The organism is Adhaeribacter terreus (assembly GCF_042657365.1).
Taxonomy (GTDB): Bacteria; Bacteroidota; Bacteroidia; order Cytophagales; family Hymenobacteraceae; genus Adhaeribacter_A; species Adhaeribacter_A terreus.
This window is the reverse complement of record NZ_JBHSKT010000001.1, coordinates 218498-239364: the sequence shown is the minus strand read 5'-3', so window position 1 is coordinate 239364 and position 20867 is coordinate 218498. Positions and strand designations below refer to the sequence as shown.

Below are 20867 nucleotides of genomic sequence, written 5' to 3'. Positions count from 1 at the left end.
CGAAAAAACTGCACAAAGCTAAAATCAGCTGTTCCAGATCTGCCAGGCAGCTTCTGCTTGCAGCACCAGCATTTCGTAACCGTTCTTAGTTTTGGCACCCTTTTCCGTACCGTTTTTCATAAACAACGTTTCTTCCGGGTTATAAACCAGATCGTGCAAATAATGGGTTGTGGTCAGGTACTCATAAGGAATTTCCGGACATGTTTCGGTATTCGGAAATGTGCCCAACGGCGTGGTATTGATGATGAGTTTATGCGCTTCAATCATTTCCGGTGTAAGATCTTTGTAACTCACCTCTTCGTTCTTCGGATTCCGGGAAACTAATTTGAAAGGAATATGCAGCTCCTGAAGTGCCGCCTGCACGGCTTTGGAAGCGCCACCGGTGCCTAAAATCAACGCTTTAACCGAAGTTAATTCCGGGCAGAAATTTTTAAGTGAATCGCGGAAACCAATATAATCGGTATTGAAACCGGTGCATTTTCCGTTCGTAATTTTTACGGTATTTACCGCACCGATTCTGGCAGCTACCGGATCAATTTCATCCAGAAACTGGATAATGTTTTGCTTATGCGGAATGGTAACGCTCAGACCAACCATATCCGGGTATTGCGCCAGCAACGCCGGAAAATCTTCCAGGTTTTTCAATTCGAAAAGCTCGTAAACTGCATCAGTAATGCCTTCACGCTGAAATTTTGCCGTGAAATATTTTCTGGAAAACGAATGCCCCAACGGGTAACCGATCAAACCGAATCTGCGCATAAAACTGTATTTAAATTGTTACTGCTGTTGCTACGAAAATAAAAAAGGCGGAAATAAATTCCGCCTTTTACTTATGAGTTTTTAGCCCGAAAACCATACGGTTTTTTACCGTTTTTTAAGCATTTACTTTCTTGCGGGCAAATTTATGCTTGGCCACTTCAAAAAGCGGAGGCAGCACCGAAAGAATAATAATGGCAAAGATCACGTAGGTAAAGTTCTTTTTCACGGCCGGAATATTGCCGAACATGTAGCCTGCCAGCACAAAACCCGCTACCCAGATAATGCCGCCAATGATGTTGTAGGAAATAAACTTCGCATACCGCATGGTTCCTACGCCGGCAATAAACGGCGCAAAGGTGCGAATGATGGGAATGAAACGCGCAAAAATGATGGTTTTACCGCCATGTTTGTGATAGAACATTTCGGTCTTTTCTAAATATTCGCGCTTCAGGAAACGGTAATCTTTCTGAAAAACTTTCGGGCCAAACCAGTTTCCAATGGAATAATTGAGCGTATCGCCCAGAAAGGCCGCAATAAACAGCAAACCGATCAGGTAATACACATTAAAAGGACCATCTACTTGCTGCCCGTTAATTACCTGCGGAGCCGCAAACGCACCGGCCGCAAACAACAGCGAGTCGCCGGGCAGAAATGGCATAACTACCAGACCCGTTTCCACAAAAATTATTAAAAACAGAATGGCATATGCCCATACACCATAATTGGTAATGATCTCGGTTAAATGCACATCGAGGTGCAGAATAAAATCGATCAGGTACTTAATAATTTCCATGAAAACTTCGGAGGATAGGATGCTTAATCTAATTTCTGCGTTACGCCATTCATTTTTGGCGTAGCGTTATTCTGATTCAGGAAATGGCTGAAAGTATCGCCACGTAAACCTAAACGGATCGTTTCTAAAGGCACAACTTCGCTTGGAGCAATATTTCCAAGATTTACGTTAGCGCCCAGCAATTTAATAAAGAAAACCTGCTGCGATTTCTGCGGTGCTTCCCAAAGAATTTTCTCGAAAGGCACTTTGGTCAGGATCTCTTCTACCAGACCGCTGCGTACTTCGCCGGTGCTGCGGAATAAACCAACGTTACCAGCTTCGCGGGCCTCCCCGATCACTTTCCAGCTTCCGGCTTCCAGTTCGTCCAGCATCAGCTTGATCCATTTATAAGGCGGAATGATCTTTTCAGCGTCTTTAGAGCCTACTTCCGAAAGTACGGTTACCTGCTCCGATAACGTACGGATATATTCCAGCTTCTGGCCATGCTCCATATCAATAGAACCGTCCGAAACTTCGGCATATTCCATTTTATATTTATCGAGCACGCGGCGGTAATCTTCAAACTGGTTGCGGATCACAAAAGCTTCGAATAAAGTACCGCCAAAGTAAACCGGGATTCCGGCTGCTTTATAAGCATCGAGTTTTTTCTGCAGATTTGGTACTACGTAAGAAGTTGCCCAACCCAGTTTTACGATGTCTACGTAATTGCCCGCTACTTCAATAAAATCTTCTACTTCGCGAACGCTCAGGCCTTTATCCATGGCCATGGTATATCCAGATTCGCGTGGTTTTACCTCACGCTCCGGCAGGTCATTCAAAAAATAATTCATGTAATTTACTTACGGTATTGGTCTATAATGCGGGACAAGGCTCTCTGCGATTCCAGTTCCGGGAAATATTCAAAAAGCAATTTATGCTTATCGAAGTCCAAAATTAATGCATTTTCCAGATAATTGTATGCTTCGCGGTATTTTCCTGCTGCCAGCATATAAGCGCAAAGCCGGTAATGCAGCTCAGCATCGTCCGGATTAAGCTCAATGGCGTTTTTTATGGTATCAATAGCTTCTTCGTAGTTACCTTGTTCGTGCAGAATAATGCTCCAGTTCAGCCATACTTCGCGGTTACCGGGGCTAAGCACACTGGCTTTTTCGTAGCTTTCTAAGCTGGAAACAATGTTGCCAACGTTATATTCCGCGGCACCCAAAGCAAGCCAGTATTCCGGATTTTCGTCGTAGATGCCGGCAGCTTTGCGAAAGAAATGTACGGCTTCGAACCATTTTTCCTGCGCATTCAGAATTACGCCAATGCCAAACCAGGCTTCGTCCATTTCCGGATTCAGATCGATAGCTTTCTGGTAATACCTTCTGGAAAGGTCCCACTGCCCCATTTTCTCGTAGCATTCGCCAATGTTGCAGTAAATATCCGCGCTTGGTTCTTCATGCTCCAAAGCCTGGTGAAAAGCATCTACCGATTTGGCAAATTCGCCCAAGCACACGTAAGCATTCGCCAGGTTCACGTAAGCAATGGCAAAATCGTTTTTTATAATGGTAGCATAATCGAAGGCCGAAACTGCTTTCTCGAAATTGGCGAGTTTAAAATGCAGCATGCCCAGGTTAAACCAAGCCAGCGCCGAATACGGATCGTTGTCTACAAACTGCTGAAAGAACGGAATACTTTCTTCCAGACCGCCGGTAACTTCCAGGCAATAAAGTAGTTCCTGTAAGGCAATTTCGTTTTCGGTGTTTATTTCCAGGCACTTTTTATAGTACTTTATGGCCGAATTGAATTTGCCCCAGCTTTGGTAAGTAAGGCCAATATTAAAGAGAATATCGTCGCGGTTTTCAGCAATGATCGCTGCCCGTTTCAGGTAATCAATCGCTTCGCTGAATTCGCCCTGCTGGGTATAAATAATGCCGTGCGTCATCAATACGTCGGCATTTTCGGGCTCCGAAAGTTCCAGGCTTTTAATTATCTCCAATGCTTCCGCAAAATCGCCGGCCATGGCCAATATCTGCGATTTATCGATCAGCAATTCCGTAGAGAAAGGGTATTGATTCAGGGCCGTGTTGCAGGCCTGTATAGCTTTGGTATAATTAAAGCTTGTAGTATAATGGTCGATTATGAATTCAAAATCGGCTAAATCGAAAAACACGCTACTATTATTTGCCAGCATGTCTTCAAATTTTTTTATTATCTCCAACGCTTCCTCTCTGTCCTCAAATTCTTCGTTCATCTTCACTCGTTCGTTCCTCCGGCGTAGTACCGGTTCCTCCTTCCAATACACGTGGCCGGGATAAAAAGTTTAGCCTGCTACCTGAGTCTGTTTTTCCTGCAACGCAGCACAACACCAGGCTATGGTTTCCGGTAAAGGACGGAATTCGCAAGTTAACACTTTTTTTACTTTATCGCTGCTATATGTGTGTTTGCGGCCGGCAATGCGGGCGGTATCGCGGGTTATTAAAGGCCGTTTTCCGGTTAGCAGGCTCCGCACATGTTCCAGCCGCCATAAAACGCTGGCCAGTCCCGAACCTACTTTCATTCCCGGCGCTTTCTTGCTGAAACAACGGGCCACTTTCTGAAAAAAATCTTCGTACGTAAGTTGGCCGCCATTCAGAATAAAACGCTCCCCTTCCACTTCCGAAAAAGCCAGTTGCAGCATCATTTCCACTACATCGCGCACATCTACAAAATTGGCGGTTCCGGCGGTATAAAAGGGTTTTTCTTCGAACACGTAGCGGAATAAACGCGTGCTGCTTTCCTCCCAGTTTCCGGGCCCCAGCACAATAGATGGGTTCACAATTACCGCCGAAAGTCCTTCGGAAATACCGCGCCACACTTCCAATTCGGCATTGTATTTCGATTCGGCATAACCGCTGTGCGTTGCATTCAGATCCCATTTGGCATCTTCGTCGGCTACGGGTTTATTTTTTTCGTTTTCTACCGCGGCAATGGAGCTTACGTAGCAAAGTTTAATATTTCCGAGCGACAGGCAGGTATTTACCACGTTGGCCGTTCCTTCTACATTGGTTTGCTGTAACAGGTCTTTATCTTGCGGGGAATACGAAACCAAACCGGCACAATGAAAAACGTGCGAAACGCCTTCAAAGGCTTCGGCCAGAAAAACCGGATCCAGCAGGTCGCCTTGCAGCCAGGTTAAAACGCTATGGTTCTGGCCCGAAAAACTCCTGCGACTAATGGCACGAACTTCGAGGCCTTGCTGCAGCAAAGCTTCTAACAAAAAACTGCCGATCAGGCCGGTTGCACCCGTTACCACTACCATTGCCGGAGAAAAATTAAAGTTGGGAATTGCGTAAAGGCAGCGCCATCAGTTTGCCAAAATGTTTGGAAGCTACGGCTTTCTGCAGGAATTGCAGGTGTTTCTGGCTGTGCGCATCGGTACCGGCAAAATCTACCAGCTTTCCATCTACCAGTTTTTCCGCCACGCGCTTAGCTCCTTCCGAATAATAGCCGCCCAGCGAATTCAGGTTGAGTTGCATCAGCACGCCGGCTTCGCGCAGTTTTTCCAGGTCGGTGAATTTGCCATACAAATATGTATAACGTTCCGGATGTGCCAAAACGGGTTTATATCCCGCCGACTGGATCTGGAAAACCGCATCCTTCAGAAAACTGGGTTCGTTGATGTAGGAAGTTTCGAAAAGCAGGTAATTATCTCCGAAGGTCAGCAGCGGTTCGTTGTTTTCAAGCTTGCGGATAAACCATTCATCCAGGTAATATTCCGCGGCACAATCCAATTGAATTTCCCAGCCTTTTTCCTGCACAGCATTCCTTAGCAATTCCAGTTTCTCCCGAATTCCTTCCGGAGTATTTTTGTAAAAATCGCCCATGATATGCGGCGTCATGATGAGTTTTTGATAGCCTAAGCCTACCATTTTCTCCACCAGCCCCAGCGATTTTTCCAGCGTTTCGGCACCATCGTCAAGCCCCGGTAAAATATGCGAGTGCATATCCGCTTTCAGGTCCGCGAGGTTTCCCGCCACCGTATCAGCCGCTTTACTACTTCCCAATATTTTCCGGAAAAACGATTTCATTTCAAATCACCTTAAGAAATTCGTTCTTTTATACGCTGTAGCAACGATTTTTTTTCGATCTCCTCATAATACCCTTGTCCGTAACCATAGCCGTAGCCATAACCATAGCCGTAACCATAACCATAGCCATATAAACCGGAGCTGCGGGCATCGTTCAGAATAGTGGTCAGTTTCGCAATGCCGTGCGAACGGGTAAGTTTATTGATATTTTTCAGGAAGGCTTTTTTCGAATAATCGGCCCGCACAATGTAGATCGGAATATCTGCTTTGCGCATAATAAGCATAGCATCGGTAACCAGACCAACGGGAGGCGTATCGATAATAATAACATCGTAAATCTCGTGTAATTCCTGCAGCATCTTATCGAAGGCTGGCGTCAGGATCAGTTCTGAAGGATTTGGCGGGGTTGGACCAGCCGGAATATACTGCAGGTTCGCAATAGATGAAGATTGAATACACTCCTGAACGCTATGCTTTTCGATGAGAATAGTGCTGATCCCTTTGGTGTTTTCGCCTTCAAAAGCCAGGTTCACTTTCGGTTTACGCATATCCAGATCAAGGATGATCACTTTCTGGTCCGATAAGGCAATAATACCCCCTAAGTTTACCGCTACAAACGTTTTACCTTCCCCGCTTATGGTAGAAGTTACCGAGATCAGGCGTTTATTTTTGGATGAGCTAATAAACTCGAGGTTGGTCCGGATGGAACGAATGGCTTCGCTGATCGCTGATTTTGGATTTTTGTCCACAACCAGTTTCGATACGGCGAGTTTCTCTTTTTCATATTTAGGAATTACGCCTAATACCGGTGCTTTTGCTACCCGCTCCATCTCGCGGATATTCGTAACGGTATTGTGCAGGAAATATCGGGCCGCGATTAAACCCAGGCCTAAAAATAAGCCTGAGGCTATGCCGATGGCATAAACCATTATTTTATTCGGCGAAATGGGTGCTCCTGGCAGGTTGGCTGGGGAAAGAATCTGAAAATCTGGCGTAGTACCCGCTTTGGCAATCCCGAATTCTACTTGTTTCTCCATTAAAAGCAGGTAGAATTTTTCGTAAAGATCGAAGAAACGTTTCAGGCGAATAGCTTCCGTTTCTTTCTGCGGCATGGCTAGCAATTCAGATTCTACGGTTCCGGAATTTGCATTAATTGCCACAATCTGGTTTTGCAGCAATTCGCGGCTTCGTACCAGTAATTCCCGGATATCTTTTTTCAGTTTCTGGATCTGCGTTTCTACAGAGGTTACTGCAAAAGTAGTACGCTGGTAAGAAGCCAGGTTTAACTCTAACCGGGATTGCAACTTACCTAATTCAGCAATTTTTTCGCTTAGTTGCGGATCGCCCAGCGTACCTAGAGTTGGCACGATCTGATCTACATGTGTATTGCGGGATAAAAGTGCTGAAACATCGTCCAGAAGGGAAATTTTAAGCCTTAGGTCTTCTTTTTCCTTCATCATGGCCTCAATTTTGGCGCGGGAAGCGGCTACGTCGGCTTTTATATCGTAAGACTTATTTCTTTTAGCAAATGCTTCCAGATTGGCTTCCGCATTCTGCAACTGTTTTTTGGTTTCGTCCAGCTGATCGCGCAAAAAGGAAATAGTTTGTTCGTTAGACTGATTCTTGGTTTCTTTTTTCAGATCCAGGTAAACGCTGTCTACTTTATTAACAATATCTTTTGCTTTTAAAGGGTTATGATCCTGAAACGAAATGCTGATAGTACGGGCATCCGGATTTACAATCAGAGCAGAAAGATTTCTGCTTAAGTAATTAAGAATGCTGCCAGTGCTGTTTATTTTAAAGAAATAGTTCTGATTTGTGACATCTGCACTAAAAGCTTCTGTTTTCAGAATTTTCAGGTCGAAATCGTTATTACTGATTATTTCTCCGAAATTATATTCTGCACTCACAGTTTCTTCGCCGCGGACATATGCTAATCGAAAACGTTTGTCGTTCAGTACATTAATATCAATTTCCTTATCGTAAAGGGCATCGTTCTTTACTTTAAAGATCACATCGAAAGGCGAAGATTTATATAATTCCTGGCTTAAAACTTTACCGCGCACATAGTAATTCACCTCCAGGTCAAGTTCTTCGCGCAAACGCTCATAGATCAGGTTGGATTTCAGCAATTCAATTTCGCCGGAAAGCTTGTTCATATTGGCCCGGTTATCGACTTCGCCTAATTTATTCAGGCCCAAAGCACCAGCTTCCGATTGCTCGTCGATCTTTAACAACGAGGTAGACATGTAAAGCTTTGGCGTATAACGAATAACCAGGAAAGCGCCGGCCAGACCAAGCGTAATCAGTAATAAGAGCCAGATCAGACTTTTGCGGGTAACCAGAATAAGCGTTTCCAGATCAAAATCAGATCCGCCGCCATCTTCATCCGATTCCAGCATTACAGGTTTAGTTTCGAGTTCTTCCAGCTCAGTGGTATGGGTAGATGCCATTAATTTTTCAGGATTGATTCGGGTAAAACCCGGAGAGATAACGAAAAAAACTATTCGTTCTTATTTTACAATTAGTTTTGAACCAGATCTTTAATAACGATATACGTGGTAAGCACGCCGGTTAACGCGCTGAATACCGGCATATAATCTGCCAAAGCTTCCAGGAATACGCGGCGCACCGGCTCAACGTACACAATATCGTTTGGTTCTACATTTAAAGCTGCTTTTCGCATGCCTTCTATGGTTGAAAGATTTATAACCTGTACACTCGGGTTCTGCAGATCGCCGCGTATAAGCCTGATATTATGCACTTTACCAGTTTTATCAACGCCACCGGCAGCTGCCAGCACTTCGATCAGGTTCATATTATCGTTTGTCATGGGAATGACTTTTCCGCCCGGTGCCCCCAATACAATAATGCGGTTGTTCAATACCTTGGTAATTACATAAACATCTTTGTAGAATTTGGTGAACATTACCTGCAAAAGGCTGTCGGTTTCCAATAAAGTCAGGCCGCTTACTTTTACATAATCTACCATTGGCAGTTTAACAATACCGTTGCTTTGCACCAGAAAGCGGGGTTTTTCTTCCATCTGGTTTTGCAATACGCCGCCAGAGGAAAGGTTACGCAGAATCTCACCGTTCGGGTCGAGAATACGTTCGCCGCGGTTGGTGTACACACGAACATCGAGATAATCGTTGGGCTGAATGACGTAATTCTTTTCAGCGGTTGCCAGCGAAGCACGCATTTTATCCATATTCATGTCGCCGTCGGTGCGGAACATAATATTCTGGCGGTAAACACTGCAGGACCAAAGGGAAACAAAAAGCAGGAAAAAACAGCTGTAGCGGGATAACTTAGATAATAAAGGGAGCAGCATTAAAAAAATATAGCTTCTGGTTAACAGTTCGGTTTACGGTATTTTGGCAATAAAGTGCAAAGTAAGCATTTAAAGCGCTATAACTAACCTTTCCGGGAAATTATTTTTCGGGTGCTTACGGAATTTACCGTAACTTTGCTTCAGTAGTTTTTAGTGCTTTAACCCTACCGTTTTCTAAACCTGTGCCGAAATATATTCTTGCTGTTGCCATTTTTCTGCAGTTCTTTTCTTCGCAAGCGGAAGCTCAATCGCGGAAAACCGATTCGCTGATGCATGTTCCGATGATCTATGCAGGCGGCGGGTTCGATCTGAGTGGCGGTGATATGGCCCAACGTTTCGGAAACAATTTTGAAGTAGGCGGCGGCTTCCTGTTTAAAACAAAAACGAACTGGCTTTTCGGTGCCGATTTCAGCTACTTGTTCGGTGAAACAATAAAAGAAAGACCGCTGGATAGCCTGCGGACGCAGGATGGATTTTTACTTGGTGAAGACGGGTTAGATGCCGATGTCCGGATCACAGAGCGCGGCATTAAGCTGCCAATATTTAAAGCCGGCAAATTATTTTCGGCGCCGGTTGGCCGGGCGAGCGTAAATTCAGGGTTCTTTATTATGGGCGGCGTGGGTTTTATGCAGCACAAAATCAATTACGAAGATGTAACGCGTTCGCTCCCGCAGATCCGGGGCGAATATCAGAAAGGCTACGACCGCCTGACCAACGGCCTGGCAATTACGCAGAACCTGGGTTATATGTACCTGGACAAACGCCGCCGCATTAACTTTTTTGCGAATCTGGAGTTTACCCAGGCCTTTACCAAAAACCGCCGCGAATATAATTTCGACCAGATGCGGAAAGACGATGCCAGCCGTTTGGATCTGCTTTACGGCATTAAACTGGGCTGGATATTCCCGATCTATAAAAAGCTGCCGCAGGAATTTTACTACGATTAAGTTTTTAGAAGTGTAATTGAACATCCTGACTTTTTTGCCTTAAAAGCATACCGTTTTTTTTCAGATTCAGACTTTTCCCAGGCAAATTTTAGCGTTTATGAAACAAAAGTAGCGCAGGGTTTAAACCCTGCGCTACTTTTGTTTAAAGGCCAACAAAAAAACGGTATGCTTTTAAGTCAAAAAAGTCTTTTATCTTTCCTCATTCGTCCTACTTACTGCACCACCACGCGACACACGCGGGTTTGATTTTCCGAAACGGCTTTGAGCACATAAATACCCGGCTTCAGGTTTTTAATCTCAAAAGCATAGCGTTTTTCTGCGGCTTTTACGGTTTTTTGTATTACCTCCTGCCCGGAAAGCGAGCTAAGCGTAAGCGTTACTTCTTTTTCAAAACCATTCAGGTTTACATAGAATATTCCCTGGTTTGGGTTTGGATAAACCAGCAACGGTGCAGCAGTAATTTCATCTTTCATACCCATAATATCTTCTATCCGGATATTATCAAGGTGAAACGCATATTCGCTTGGGTCGTCTGTAAGGCCATCGGTCGCGAAAAAAGCGATGGTGATTTCTTTGCTTTTGTAGGCGCCCAGCGGCATGGAATAAGTGGTGAGCGAATCTTTCAGATTTACGGTACTAGCCGAATCGAATACGAACAGCGTTTGAAAAGTAGCGCCGCAATCTTCCGAGATCATCACTTTTACGCTGTCGTCGGTGCCGGCCAGGCCGGTTGGGTCCGGATTGAGGTTAAACCACTCGGTAATAGCGGCTTCAAACGTTAAGCGGGTATTGTGATTTGGCGTGAACATGGGTCCGATAAGCCAGCCTTTTTCCCAAACCGAACCCAGGTAAATTTTAGCCGTGGTGTTCTGTGCGCTGCCTAAACCCATGGCGTGTTTCCAGTTAGAGGCTGTACCCGACGGCGCCTTTCCCGAAGCTTCGCGCCAGTCTGGAAAAACCTGGCTTAAATTGGCATCGGTGAAGCCGGTAAAGTCTATGCTTTGCGGAAGCGAAGCAAGCGGGTAACGGGTGCGTACAAGCGTCGTGGAATCGTTGGCGGCGTTATTATCCTGCAGAATATTGGTGTAAGCTTTAAAGAAATAGTTTCCGGCGACGAGCATATTCAGGCCGGGGTTCAGGTTTACTACCAGCGTATCGGCCGGAAGCAAGGTACCGGTATTTATAAATGCGGAAAGCGTTGCGGTTGTAGCGCCGCTAACCTGCGCCATAACTGTTACCGGCGTATTGCTCAGATCTACAGGCTGCGTACCAAAATTGCGGATTGTAACACTAACCGGTTCAGCATTGCTGTAACAGCCCGCCGGGGCCGGCGAAAGAATAGCCGTTACACCCAGATCCGCCGGGGGTAGGTCGCCAATGAAAATATCGTCCAGATGAAAGTTATAATTATTCGGATTATCTATTGTTCCATCGGTAGCCATGAAAGCAACTATAATTTCCTGACCGGCATATTGGCTCAATGAAAAACCATAATCCGTGAGCACATTGCTTAAACCGGCAGTGGTCTGGCTATTAAAAGTATAAATGGGAAAAAAACTTGCCCCGCAATCAGCAGAAACAAGCACTTGCACCATATCATCGGTATTGGCCATGCCACTCGGGCTTGGTGTAAATCCGCCGTGATGAGTAATGGCCGCTTTAAACCGCACAACCGTATTCGTTCCAGCTACTACCTTCGGACCGACGATCCAATGGTAAAAGAAATTCATAGCAAGTTGCACTTTGATCGTTTGATTTCCCGCGCCTCCTAATCCGGTTTCGCTCTGCCATGATGACTGCGTACCTTCAGGAATGAGGCCGCTAGCTTCGCGCCAGCCCGGGAATATGGCTGAAAGATTAGTGCCAGTAAAACCGGCAAGACTGCTGCTTTGCGGCAAAGCATAAACCGAGTCGGTCTGCCTCGTAGTGTAAACGGTATCGTTCGTCGCATCCGGATCACCGGTAACTTTGGCAAAGGCAGTAAAGTCATAGGTTCCAACCGGAAGCATGTTAAGCAATGTAGGCAATGTAAGTTGTTGGGTAGCGCCCGGCGTAAGCACACCGGTATTTAACGTATGAGCAAGTGTAGCGGAAGTAGCGCCGCTAACGTTTACCTGCACTGCCGCCGGAGTGGTTGCAAAATTCAGGCTATTGCTGCCATTGTTCCTCAGGGTAAGCGAAACCTGTTCTGTAGCCGAATAACAGCCTGTTTTTAACGGGGAATCAAAAAAAGTAACGGCTAGATCTAAAGGCGGCGGCGTTCCGATAAAAATATCATCAATATGGAAATCGTACATAGGCCCGGAAACACGACTCCCATTCTTAGCACAGATACCCAGAATAATATTCTGACCGGCATATTGACCAAGTGGAGCCTGGAAATCGGATAACATGTTGGTGAGGCTTGTTGCATTGGTGCTGCTAAAGGAAAAAAGTGGCGTGAAACTCAGTCCGCAATTTGTGGAAACCATCACTTTTACCGAATCGTTCGTCCCGGCTATTCCCGTGGCATGCGGGGTGGTTTTATTAACATCGGTAATGGCGGCTTTAAAACGCAATACAGAGCTAGCACCCGGTACAACTTTCGGGCTTATGATCGAATTAAAAGAACCACTGCCGTTGCTCATTCTGAAATAAGCTGTATTATTTGTAGCAGTACCTAGTCCTGCACGATAGGACCAGGTCGAGCCAGTAAACTGTGCATTCGCGCCACCAGCCTCTTTCCAACCAGGAAATAGAATTGGAAGATTCGAGCCATTTCCATTCACACTGGTAAAATTGACAGCCTGCGGCAGCAAAAAAGTAGGCATCTGCGTACGGCTTATAGCCACTTTCATAGAATCGTTGGAAGTATTACCGTCGCCGGAAACAGATGCGCGGGCGTTGAAGCGGTACATGCCGGCGGCCTGCATGTTGAAATTGGTAGCTACGGTTACTTCCTGAGTGGCGCCCGGGGCTAGCGTGCCGGTATTGAGCACCAGCGGCGGAAAGTTCTGACCGTTAGCGCCGCGGGCGGTGGCTTGCACGGTAACCGGCGTGGTGGCTAAGTTAAGCGCCGTGCTGCCGGTATTTTTGAGCAGGAATTTAACCGGCTGGCCGGCACCGTAGCAGCCGCTGTCTAGAGGGGCGGTTAAGGCAATGATGCGCACATCTACGGGCTGCACCGGCGGCGGGGTAAACGCATAGACCTGGCCGGTGGCCGGTTTCTGGCTCAAATTATCAGTTTCAACCAAGTAGCTTACGCTCGGGCTGGGGCCGGTATCGGAAAGTGAAAGAAAATTACCTGGCCCGGTAGCCGTACCTGCCAGACCAATGGAAGCTGTTGGATTGGACGGTGTTCCGCTTTCCTGCCGGTAATGAAATTCGATGCGACCGGTGGCTTCGTATAGTTTTACCTGGAAAGAAATGACATAAGTCGTAGATAAACCATCCCACCTATAATTCAACCACTCAAAGGTAAAAATCTGATTACCAGGCAAACCGGTGTTGATCGTAGAGGCCTTTGAAAGCGGAAGATTTCCACGTAATTGATCCCAAAAGGGTGCAATCAATGGGCGGGAGGTTGACGGGTCGTTTATAGGGCCGTTATTCCCCGAAAGATTACTTTCATATTCTCCTTTAGCAGCCGGGTTGAATGAAATGAATCCTTGTTCAGAAACGTAGACCGTGGTATAATTTGCACCGGCAAAATTGAACGTAAATCCGATTGGTACTGCTTGGGCAAACGGAGAAGCTAATGAAACTACGGAAGCAGTAGCTGGCAAAGGCGTGAACGTGCCGTTATAAGCTGAAAATTGGTAATCAGTAACGGATTCAGTTTGGGCAGCAAGCCTTAAGTTAAAACCAGCAACCAAACAAAACGCTATCAAAAAAGCGCGAAAAAGTACGGGTCTTTTCATAGGGAGCAAAACATTTAAGGTTTCGGGCGGAGAGCAGGCGGACTAAAGGTAGCAAGGTTCATCTAAAAAAAACACCTGCTAAACTTACTTCCTTTCTCACCTTTCCAATTTAAAGAAGCAGACATTCGGCAATTCGCTGCTTTTGTTTAGCTTTGCATTACTTTTTTACTTCAAAAGCTTACCGTTTTTAAACGCATAACCTTCTTATAAATGGATTTAACTTTTACTGAAAACCAGAAAATGATCGCCCAGATGATCCGCGATTTCGGTGCCAAACACATCAAGCCAGACATGATGAAATGGGACGAAAGCCAAGAATTTCCGGTGCACGTTTTCAAAGCTTTAGGCGAACTTGGTTTAATGGGCGTGCTGGTGCCAACCGAATACGGCGGCTCCGGTTTCGGCTACCTTGAATACGTAACCGCAATTGCCGAACTTTCTAAAATAGACGGTTCTATCGGTCTTTCTATGGCGGCGCACAACTCGCTTTGCACCGGCCACATTCTGGCTTTCGGTAACGAAGATCAGAAAAAGAAATGGTTACCAAAACTGGCTACCGCCGAGTGGATAGGCGCCTGGGGTTTAACGGAGCCGAATACCGGTTCAGACTCTGGCAACATGCGCACTACTGCTGTTAAAGACGGCGAATATTGGGTAATTAACGGCGCGAAAAACTTCATCACGCACGGAAAATCGGGCAACATTGCGGTGGTAATTGTGCGCACCGGCGAAGTGGGCGATTCGCACGGCATGACCGCTTTTGCAGTTGAGCGTGGTACGCCGGGTTTTGAAGGCGGCCGCAAAGAAGACAAACTGGGCATGCGCGCTTCTGAAACCACCGAAATGATCTTTACCGATTGTCGCGTGCACGAAAGCAACATGCTGGGCAAAGAAGGCGAAGGCTTTATTCAGGCTATGAAAGTGCTGGATGGCGGGCGGATCTCGATTGCGGCGCTTAGCTTAGGCATTGCGCAGGGCGCTTTCGAGGCAGCATTGGCTTATTCTAAAGAGCGTCACCAGTTCAACAAACCTATTTCCGATTTCCAGGGCATTGCCTTTAAACTGGCCGATATGGCTACCGAAATTGAAGCCGCTTCTTTATTAACGTACCGCGCTGCTGATATGAAAAACAAAGGCCTGAACGTAAACAAAGAATCTGCTTTCGCGAAGTACTACGCATCGGAAGTTTCTGTACGTTGCGCTACGGAAGGCGTACAGATCTTCGGCGGCTACGGCTATACCAAAGACTATCCGGCCGAAAAATATTACCGCGATTCGAAACTTTGCACCATTGGTGAAGGAACTTCCGAGATCCAGAAACTGGTAATTTCCCGCGCAATTCTTAAATAGTGATTAGTGAATAATGATTAGTGATTAGTATTTTCTGGACTGAGAAGATAAAATGTCTGAAAATTTTTCATTCATATAACCTTCGTTTTCTAGCTCAAAACCCATTTTTTTGATACTACTCACTAATCACTAATCATTATTCACTAAATTCGCTTGACTTTCAGGAATGTTCTATATAAATTTGCAGCCTTTAAAATAAGTAATTCAAAACCTAATATGATAATTGTAAACGTTAAGGATAACGAGTCGGTAGACCGCGCTTTAAAAAGATTCAAAAAGAAATTCGAAAGAACTGGTGTGTTGAAAGAACTGCGTTCGCGTACATTCTTCCAGAAGCCATCTATCACGAAGCGTAAGCAGAAACAAAAAGCTGCTTATATCCAGAACCTTTTCGCAAACGAAAACTACTAGTATTTTTTACTAGGTTTCTAATATTTAATCCATAAATTAGTATTACCGTTGCAGCTGCTCCGGGATACTGATTTATGGATTTATTTTTTAAATACCTTACCTACGAAAAGCGTTACAGTCCGCACACGCTTACCTCCTACCGTACCGATCTGGGCCGGTTTGCCGAATACCTGGCGCAAACCTACCAGATCTCCGACCCGGCCGAAGCCGATCATACCATTATCCGTTCCTGGATCGTGAGTTTGCTGCAAAACAACATGGAAGCCCGCAGTGTGAACCGCAAAATTGCCTGTCTGCGCTCCTACTACAAATTCCTGCTGAAAAACGGCGTTATCGCTCAAAACCCTATGCTGAAGGTAACGGCTCCCAAAGCTGGTAAAAAACTGCCCGCATTTCTGCCCCAGGAAACCATGCAGCAGCTTTTCGAACAAATAGAATTTGCCGATACGTTTGAAGGCTGGCGCGACAAAACCGTGCTGGAATTACTTTACGGCACCGGCATGCGCCTTTCCGAACTTATTGGCTTGCAGGAAAACGCTATCGATTTTCATAAAAAAACTATAAAAGTATTGGGCAAAGGCCAGAAAGAGAGAATATTGCCGCTAAACAATTCGCTGGAAAACTGCCTGAAAACCTACTTAAAACACAAAACGCTCGAATTTCCGGAAAACCAACCGGCCGCTCTGCTCGTTACTGCTAAAATGCAGCCGCTTTACCCGAAGCTGGTTTACCGCATTGTAAAAACATATACGGGCATGGTAACCACTTCGCAGCACCGCAACCCGCACATGCTCCGGCATACGTTTGCCACGCATTTGCTCGATAATGGCGCCGATTTGAACGCTATTAAAGAATTGCTGGGGCACAGTAGCCTGGCGGCCACGCAGGTTTATACGCATAATTCGATTGAAAAACTAAAAGCTATTTTCGAAAAAGCCCATCCAAAGGCTTAGTATTCACATTATAACCATCAATCACTATGAAATTACAGATGCATTCCATCCACTTCGACGCCGACCAGAAACTGCTCGATTTTATTCAGATGCGCCTCGACAAACTGGAAACATATTATGACCGCATAACCGAAGGGGAAGTTTTTCTCCGTTTGAATAATAACGATGGCATAGCCAACAAAACCGTAGAGGTAAAACTGTTTGTGCCCGGCGCCACGCTCTTCGTTAAAGAAGAAGCTACTACGTTTGAAACTGCTACCGATCAGGCTTTGAACGCCCTCACCACGCAAATAAAACGGCATAAGGAAAAAATGATGTCGCACTAACGTTTGATTTGAAGATTTGGGAATTTGAAGGTTTGAAAATGCTTTCAGTTTTCCGATGAAACGAATACAAAGTAAAGCCTGGCCCGTAAGCCGGGCTTTTTTGTTCGGAAAACGGTATGGTTTAGGTCCGAAAAACCCGGGCATGAGAAAATGCGGAAATTGTAGAGGCAAGGCAATGCTTTGTCTCTACGTTTGCATGACATTATTTCTACCCAATGCCTTACCTTTACAAAAACCTGAATTGACAGATGGAATATTACCCGGTTAAATTAGATCTGCGCCTGGATTGGAGCGAAATGGACCTTTTCGGCCATGTAAACAACGTATCTTATTTTAAATATGTGCAGGCTTCGCGGGTAAATTACTGGGATGCCATTGGCCTGACGCAGCTTTTCAAGGAAACGAAAGTGGGCGCAATTCTGGCTTCTACCAGTTGTAATTTTCTGAAAGAGCTGCATTTTCCGGGAAATATTACCGTGCAGGTTAAGCTGGATTTTATAAAAAACACCAGTTTCGGGCTGAAACACCAGATATTAAATAAACATGGCGAAGTAGCTGCCGAAGCGAAAGATGTGCTCGTGATGTTCGATTTTACGAAGAATGAGAAAGTGCCAATCCCGGAAAATATCCGTTTACAGATTGTGAAACTTGAAGGTAAATTGCCAGCCTAATTTGCTTATAAACAACGAACGTTTTATATTCGTAAAACGCTATGGTTTTAGCCTTTAAAACCCAAAAAGATGAAAGCTGCCATTTTATACTTCTCCAAATTGTTCCTCATTTTAACCGTAGCTTACGGCGGCTTCCAGTTTTTAACACTGTATTTTTTCGGCGGAAACCAACAATTACATTACCCGTTACTTTCAGGCTTAGGTTTAGGACTAATATTGGCGTTTGTTTTCACTTTTTCGCAGATTGCTGCAGTTAAAAAGTTGCACCCCGGCAAACTCACTTCCGAAGCGCTTTCTATGCACCAGGTTACGCACATGCAGGTTCCTTTAACCAAAGCGCAGATCTTGGAAAAGTTGCAAAGTAATTACCCTACCAAAGATTGGGAACTAACAGAAGAATCGGACCTGATAAAACTGAAAACTTCGTTTACGGCAAAAACTTTCGGCGAAAAAATAACCATAAAAGTAAACAAACTACAGAACGGCCTTTCGGAAGTATTTGTGGAAAGCAAACCTAAAACTTGGTTTACGCTGGTAGATTATGGCAAAAACCTGAAAAATATAATTTACCTCCGGAATTTACTTTCGGCTTAAAATTTAAATTTATGATCGCATTAAGACTTTTCCCTTTTCTGAAAGCCGTAGCGTTGAAATTCGCTTATTATGTATTGGGCGGCATTCCAATTATCTTCCTGATTCTAGGCAAAGACCATCTTTACTATTCAATTTTTGCTGCCATTTTTGCTTTCATTGCGGTGCATTTTCTAAAGCGTGAAATAAAAAAAGTTCAGCCAATGCATGAACGCAACCTGACCGAATATATAGCAATTGCATTAAGCATTCTTCTATTTGCAAGTTTGGTTTTCAGCCATTTTTATGGCTTGGCAGTTTAGTTTTATCATTTAACCATAAACAAAAAAGTCAGACCAAACGGCCTGACTTTTTCAGTTAAAAACGGTAGCGTTTTCAGCTTATAAACCGAAAGCAGCTTTAATTTTATCTACGTAATCGAGTTTTTCCCAGGTAAAGGTTTCTACTTCTTTCTCGGTCCAGTTTCCGTTCTGTTTCACTTTTACGGTTTTCTTTTCCGGGGTGCGGCCCATGTGTCCGTAAGCAGCCGTTTCTGCGAAGATCGGGTTTTGTAAGCCGAAGCGCGTTACAATGCCGTAAGGGCGCATATCGAACAAACCTGCTACTTTTTCAGAAATTTCGCCGTCGCTTAACAATTCCACGTTGGCGCCTTTTACTTTAGTTGTGTTGTAAGTTGTAACGTACAAACCAACCGGATCGGCTACACCAATAGCATAAGCAACCTGCACTAAAACCTGATCAGCAACACCCGCAGCTACTAAATTTTTAGCAATGTGGCGCGCCGCGTAAGCAGCAGAACGGTCTACTTTAGAAGAATCTTTGCCGGAGAATGCACCACCGCCGTGAGCACCTTTACCACCGTAAGTATCTACAATAATTTTACGGCCGGTTAAGCCGGTATCGCCGTGAGGACCACCAATTACGAATTTACCAGTCGGGTTGATGTGGTACTTAATATCGTTGGTGAACAGGTTAGCAACTTTGGTAAGCTTGCTTTTCACGCGCGGAATTAAAATATTCAGCACATCGTCGTTGATCTTTTTCAGCATTTCCGCTTCGCCGCCAAACTCATCGTGCTGGGTAGAAAGCACAATGGTATCGATGGTTTCCGGCACGTGCGTATCGGAATAACGAATGGTAACCTGCGATTTGGCATCAGGGCGCAGATAGGTCATTTCTTTTCCTTCCTTCCGGATCGCAGCCAGTTCTTTCAGCAATACGTGCGAAATTTCCAGCGCAAGCGGCATGTAAGAATCCGTTTCGTTGGTGGCATAACCGAACATCATACCCTGGTCGCCGGCGCCCTGCTCTTCAGGCTTGGCGCGCTCTACACCCTGGTTAATATCGCCGGACTGTTCGTGAATGGCGGAAATAACGCCGCAGGCTTCAGAATCGAATTTATATTCAGATTTGGTATAACCAATTTGCTTGATCACATCGCGTGCTACTTTCTGCACATCTACGTATGCTTCAGACTTTACTTCGCCGCTCAGCACCACCAAACCGGTTGTAACGAGGGTTTCGCAAGCTACTTTAGAAGCAGGGTCCTGGCGCAGGAATTCGTCTAGAAGTGCATCTGAGATCTGGTCGGCTACTTTGTCCGGGTGTCCTTCCGAAACCGATTCGGAGGTAAATAAATAAGGCATTTCGTTTAAATGTTAGGTACAAAAACTATTAAAAAACCGTAAAAACGCGTTGAAGATACAAGCGCTAAAGGAGGACAAAATTACTACAATAGTTTCAGACTAAAAAACGGCTGTTTAATTGCTCCCTCACATCCCGCAAGTTTAGGCGCAGCCGCAACTTGCGGGCAAAAACTGGTCAGTTTGTAACTGACTTTGCCCGAAAGGCAACCATACTGCCTGCCTTAAATGCTGAAATGTTTGATCAAATGCTTCCGCCTGTTACAAACTGGCTATAATTTGGAAGCCACAAGTTGTGGCTGCGCCTAAACTTGCGACATCGTATTAATTTATTTAAACCTAACCTACTTATTCAAATCCAAAAACGCTATACTTTCCACCCCAAAAACTGCGATAACCAAAACACCCCCGAACCGGTTAACCAAATAAAAAACCGCATGACCCGCATTATTGCCAGGCTCGAACAAGCTTCCAAAGTTTACCAAAGCGGCGACACCGAAATTATAGCGCTGCAACCCACCGATCTGGAAATAAAAGCCGGCGAACTGATCCTGGTTATCGGGCCTTCGGGTTCGGGCAAAACCACATTGCTTTCGCTGCTGGGCTGCGTAATTTATCCTACCGCGGGCCGCGTGAACATAAACGGCACTTACACCTCAACTTTAAACGAAACCGAACTGGCGAAACTGCGGCTGCAGGAAATCGGGTTTGTGTTTCAGAGTATTAACCTTATTGCGCCGCTTACCAGTTTAGAAAATGTATTGCTGCCGCTGCAACTAGCCAACGTAAAACCTGCGGAAACCAAAGAACGCGCCGCCGCCGCCCTGGCCGCCGTAAACATGAGCGACCGCCAGCATTTTCTACCCAAAGAACTTTCCGGCGGGCAGCAGCAGCGCGTAGCCATTGCCCGGGCCCTGGTTGCCAACCCCGAATTGATCCTCTGCGACGAACCAACGGCGGCTTTGGATGCTGCTTCGGCGGAAGTGATCATGCAGGAACTCAAACAACTGGCCCGCCAGAACAAAGCTGTAGCCGTAGTTACCCACGACAAACGCCTCGAACCCTACGCCGACCGTATATTAAAAGTCGAGAACGGACTTGTTAAGCAATAAACTCACCTTCGGAAATTAAAAATAGATCG

General features: G+C 45.4%; 19 protein-coding genes. 9 read left to right on the top strand and 10 right to left on the bottom strand.

All coding sequences use genetic code 11. The features are described from left to right. Window positions 1-24 precede the first annotated feature (24 nt). The 8 genes from ACFPIB_RS01135 to ACFPIB_RS01100 all read right to left on the bottom strand — a co-directional run bounded on the left by ACFPIB_RS01135 (window position 25) and on the right by ACFPIB_RS01100 (window position 8839). Window positions 25-759 carry a shikimate dehydrogenase family protein gene (locus ACFPIB_RS01135; RefSeq protein ID WP_378015575.1) on the bottom strand — a complete coding sequence of 245 codons (735 nt, stop codon included), beginning with the start codon at window positions 757-759 and terminating at the stop codon, window positions 25-27. Window positions 760-874: 115 nt separating this feature from the next. Then, complete coding sequence (locus tag ACFPIB_RS01130) at window positions 875-1552, bottom strand: DedA family protein (protein WP_378015574.1); 678 nt, start codon at window positions 1550-1552, stop codon at window positions 875-877. Between the two features lie 23 nt (window positions 1553-1575). Continuing rightward, window positions 1576-2382: a phosphosulfolactate synthase gene (locus tag ACFPIB_RS01125; RefSeq protein ID WP_378015573.1), complete on the bottom strand. Its 807-nt coding sequence runs from the start codon at window positions 2380-2382 to the stop codon at window positions 1576-1578. Between the two features lie 5 nt (window positions 2383-2387). Next, the gene (locus ACFPIB_RS01120; RefSeq protein WP_378015572.1) at window positions 2388-3785 is read right to left on the bottom strand and encodes a tetratricopeptide repeat protein; all 1398 of its coding nucleotides are present in this window, start codon (window positions 3783-3785) and stop codon (window positions 2388-2390) included. A gap of 69 nt (window positions 3786-3854) precedes the next feature. Beyond that, window positions 3855-4832, bottom strand: coding sequence for an NAD-dependent epimerase/dehydratase family protein (locus ACFPIB_RS01115; RefSeq protein WP_378015571.1), 978 nt, complete (start codon window positions 4830-4832; stop codon window positions 3855-3857). Window positions 4833-4845: 13 nt separating this feature from the next. Further along, window positions 4846-5601, bottom strand: a complete 756-nt coding sequence (locus tag ACFPIB_RS01110; protein ID WP_378015570.1) for a tyrosine-protein phosphatase — start codon at window positions 5599-5601, stop codon at window positions 4846-4848. A gap of 11 nt (window positions 5602-5612) precedes the next feature. Beyond that, window positions 5613-8054, bottom strand: a complete 2442-nt coding sequence (locus ACFPIB_RS01105) for a GumC family protein (RefSeq protein ID WP_378015569.1) — start codon at window positions 8052-8054, stop codon at window positions 5613-5615. A gap of 71 nt (window positions 8055-8125) precedes the next feature. Further along, window positions 8126-8839 carry a polysaccharide biosynthesis/export family protein gene (locus tag ACFPIB_RS01100; RefSeq protein ID WP_378015568.1) on the bottom strand — a complete coding sequence of 238 codons (714 nt, stop codon included), beginning with the start codon at window positions 8837-8839 and terminating at the stop codon, window positions 8126-8128. Between the two features lie 278 nt (window positions 8840-9117). Between ACFPIB_RS01100 and ACFPIB_RS01095 the strand changes: the two genes are divergently transcribed. After that, window positions 9118-9882, top strand: coding sequence for a hypothetical protein (locus ACFPIB_RS01095; RefSeq protein ID WP_378015567.1), 765 nt, complete (start codon window positions 9118-9120; stop codon window positions 9880-9882). A 212-nt stretch (window positions 9883-10094) separates the two neighbouring features. Here ACFPIB_RS01095 and ACFPIB_RS01090 read toward each other — a convergent pair whose 3' ends face one another. Further along, window positions 10095-13781, bottom strand: coding sequence for a T9SS type A sorting domain-containing protein (locus ACFPIB_RS01090; protein WP_378015566.1), 3687 nt, complete (start codon window positions 13779-13781; stop codon window positions 10095-10097). 210 nt (window positions 13782-13991) lie between these two features. Here ACFPIB_RS01090 and ACFPIB_RS01085 point away from each other — a divergent pair, with 210 nt between their 5' ends. The 7 genes from ACFPIB_RS01085 (at window position 13992) to ACFPIB_RS01055 (ending at window position 18385) form a co-directional block, all read left to right on the top strand. Continuing rightward, window positions 13992-15131 carry an acyl-CoA dehydrogenase family protein gene (locus ACFPIB_RS01085; RefSeq protein ID WP_378015565.1) on the top strand — a complete coding sequence of 380 codons (1140 nt, stop codon included), beginning with the start codon at window positions 13992-13994 and terminating at the stop codon, window positions 15129-15131. A 216-nt stretch (window positions 15132-15347) separates the two neighbouring features. Further along, window positions 15348-15542, top strand: coding sequence for a 30S ribosomal protein S21 (gene rpsU, locus ACFPIB_RS01080; RefSeq protein ID WP_200504188.1), 195 nt, complete (start codon window positions 15348-15350; stop codon window positions 15540-15542). Window positions 15543-15616: 74 nt separating this feature from the next. After that, a complete protein-coding gene (locus ACFPIB_RS01075; RefSeq protein ID WP_378015564.1) occupies window positions 15617-16495 on the top strand; it encodes a tyrosine-type recombinase/integrase in 879 nt (292 codons plus the stop codon). Between the two features lie 26 nt (window positions 16496-16521). Then, entirely contained in the window at window positions 16522-16821 is a 300-nt protein-coding gene (gene hpf / locus ACFPIB_RS01070) for a ribosome hibernation-promoting factor, HPF/YfiA family (protein ID WP_378015563.1), read from the top strand. A 248-nt stretch (window positions 16822-17069) separates the two neighbouring features. Continuing rightward, on the top strand, window positions 17070-17492 hold the full coding sequence (locus tag ACFPIB_RS01065; RefSeq protein ID WP_378015562.1) for an acyl-CoA thioesterase: 423 nt from the start codon (window positions 17070-17072) through the stop codon (window positions 17490-17492). Between the two features lie 69 nt (window positions 17493-17561). After that, window positions 17562-18086 carry a hypothetical protein gene (locus ACFPIB_RS01060; protein WP_378015561.1) on the top strand — a complete coding sequence of 175 codons (525 nt, stop codon included), beginning with the start codon at window positions 17562-17564 and terminating at the stop codon, window positions 18084-18086. 11 nt (window positions 18087-18097) lie between these two features. Further along, entirely contained in the window at window positions 18098-18385 is a 288-nt protein-coding gene (locus ACFPIB_RS01055) for a hypothetical protein (RefSeq protein ID WP_378015560.1), read from the top strand. 78 nt (window positions 18386-18463) lie between these two features. Here the strand turns inward: ACFPIB_RS01055 and metK are convergent, their stop codons facing one another. Beyond that, window positions 18464-19729, bottom strand: coding sequence for a methionine adenosyltransferase (metK, locus tag ACFPIB_RS01050; RefSeq protein ID WP_378015559.1), 1266 nt, complete (start codon window positions 19727-19729; stop codon window positions 18464-18466). 434 nt (window positions 19730-20163) lie between these two features. Here metK and ACFPIB_RS01045 point away from each other — a divergent pair, with 434 nt between their 5' ends. After that, window positions 20164-20838 (top strand): ABC transporter ATP-binding protein, encoded by a 675-nt coding sequence (locus ACFPIB_RS01045; RefSeq protein ID WP_378015558.1) that lies wholly within the window; start codon window positions 20164-20166, stop codon window positions 20836-20838. Window positions 20839-20867 lie beyond the last annotated feature (29 nt).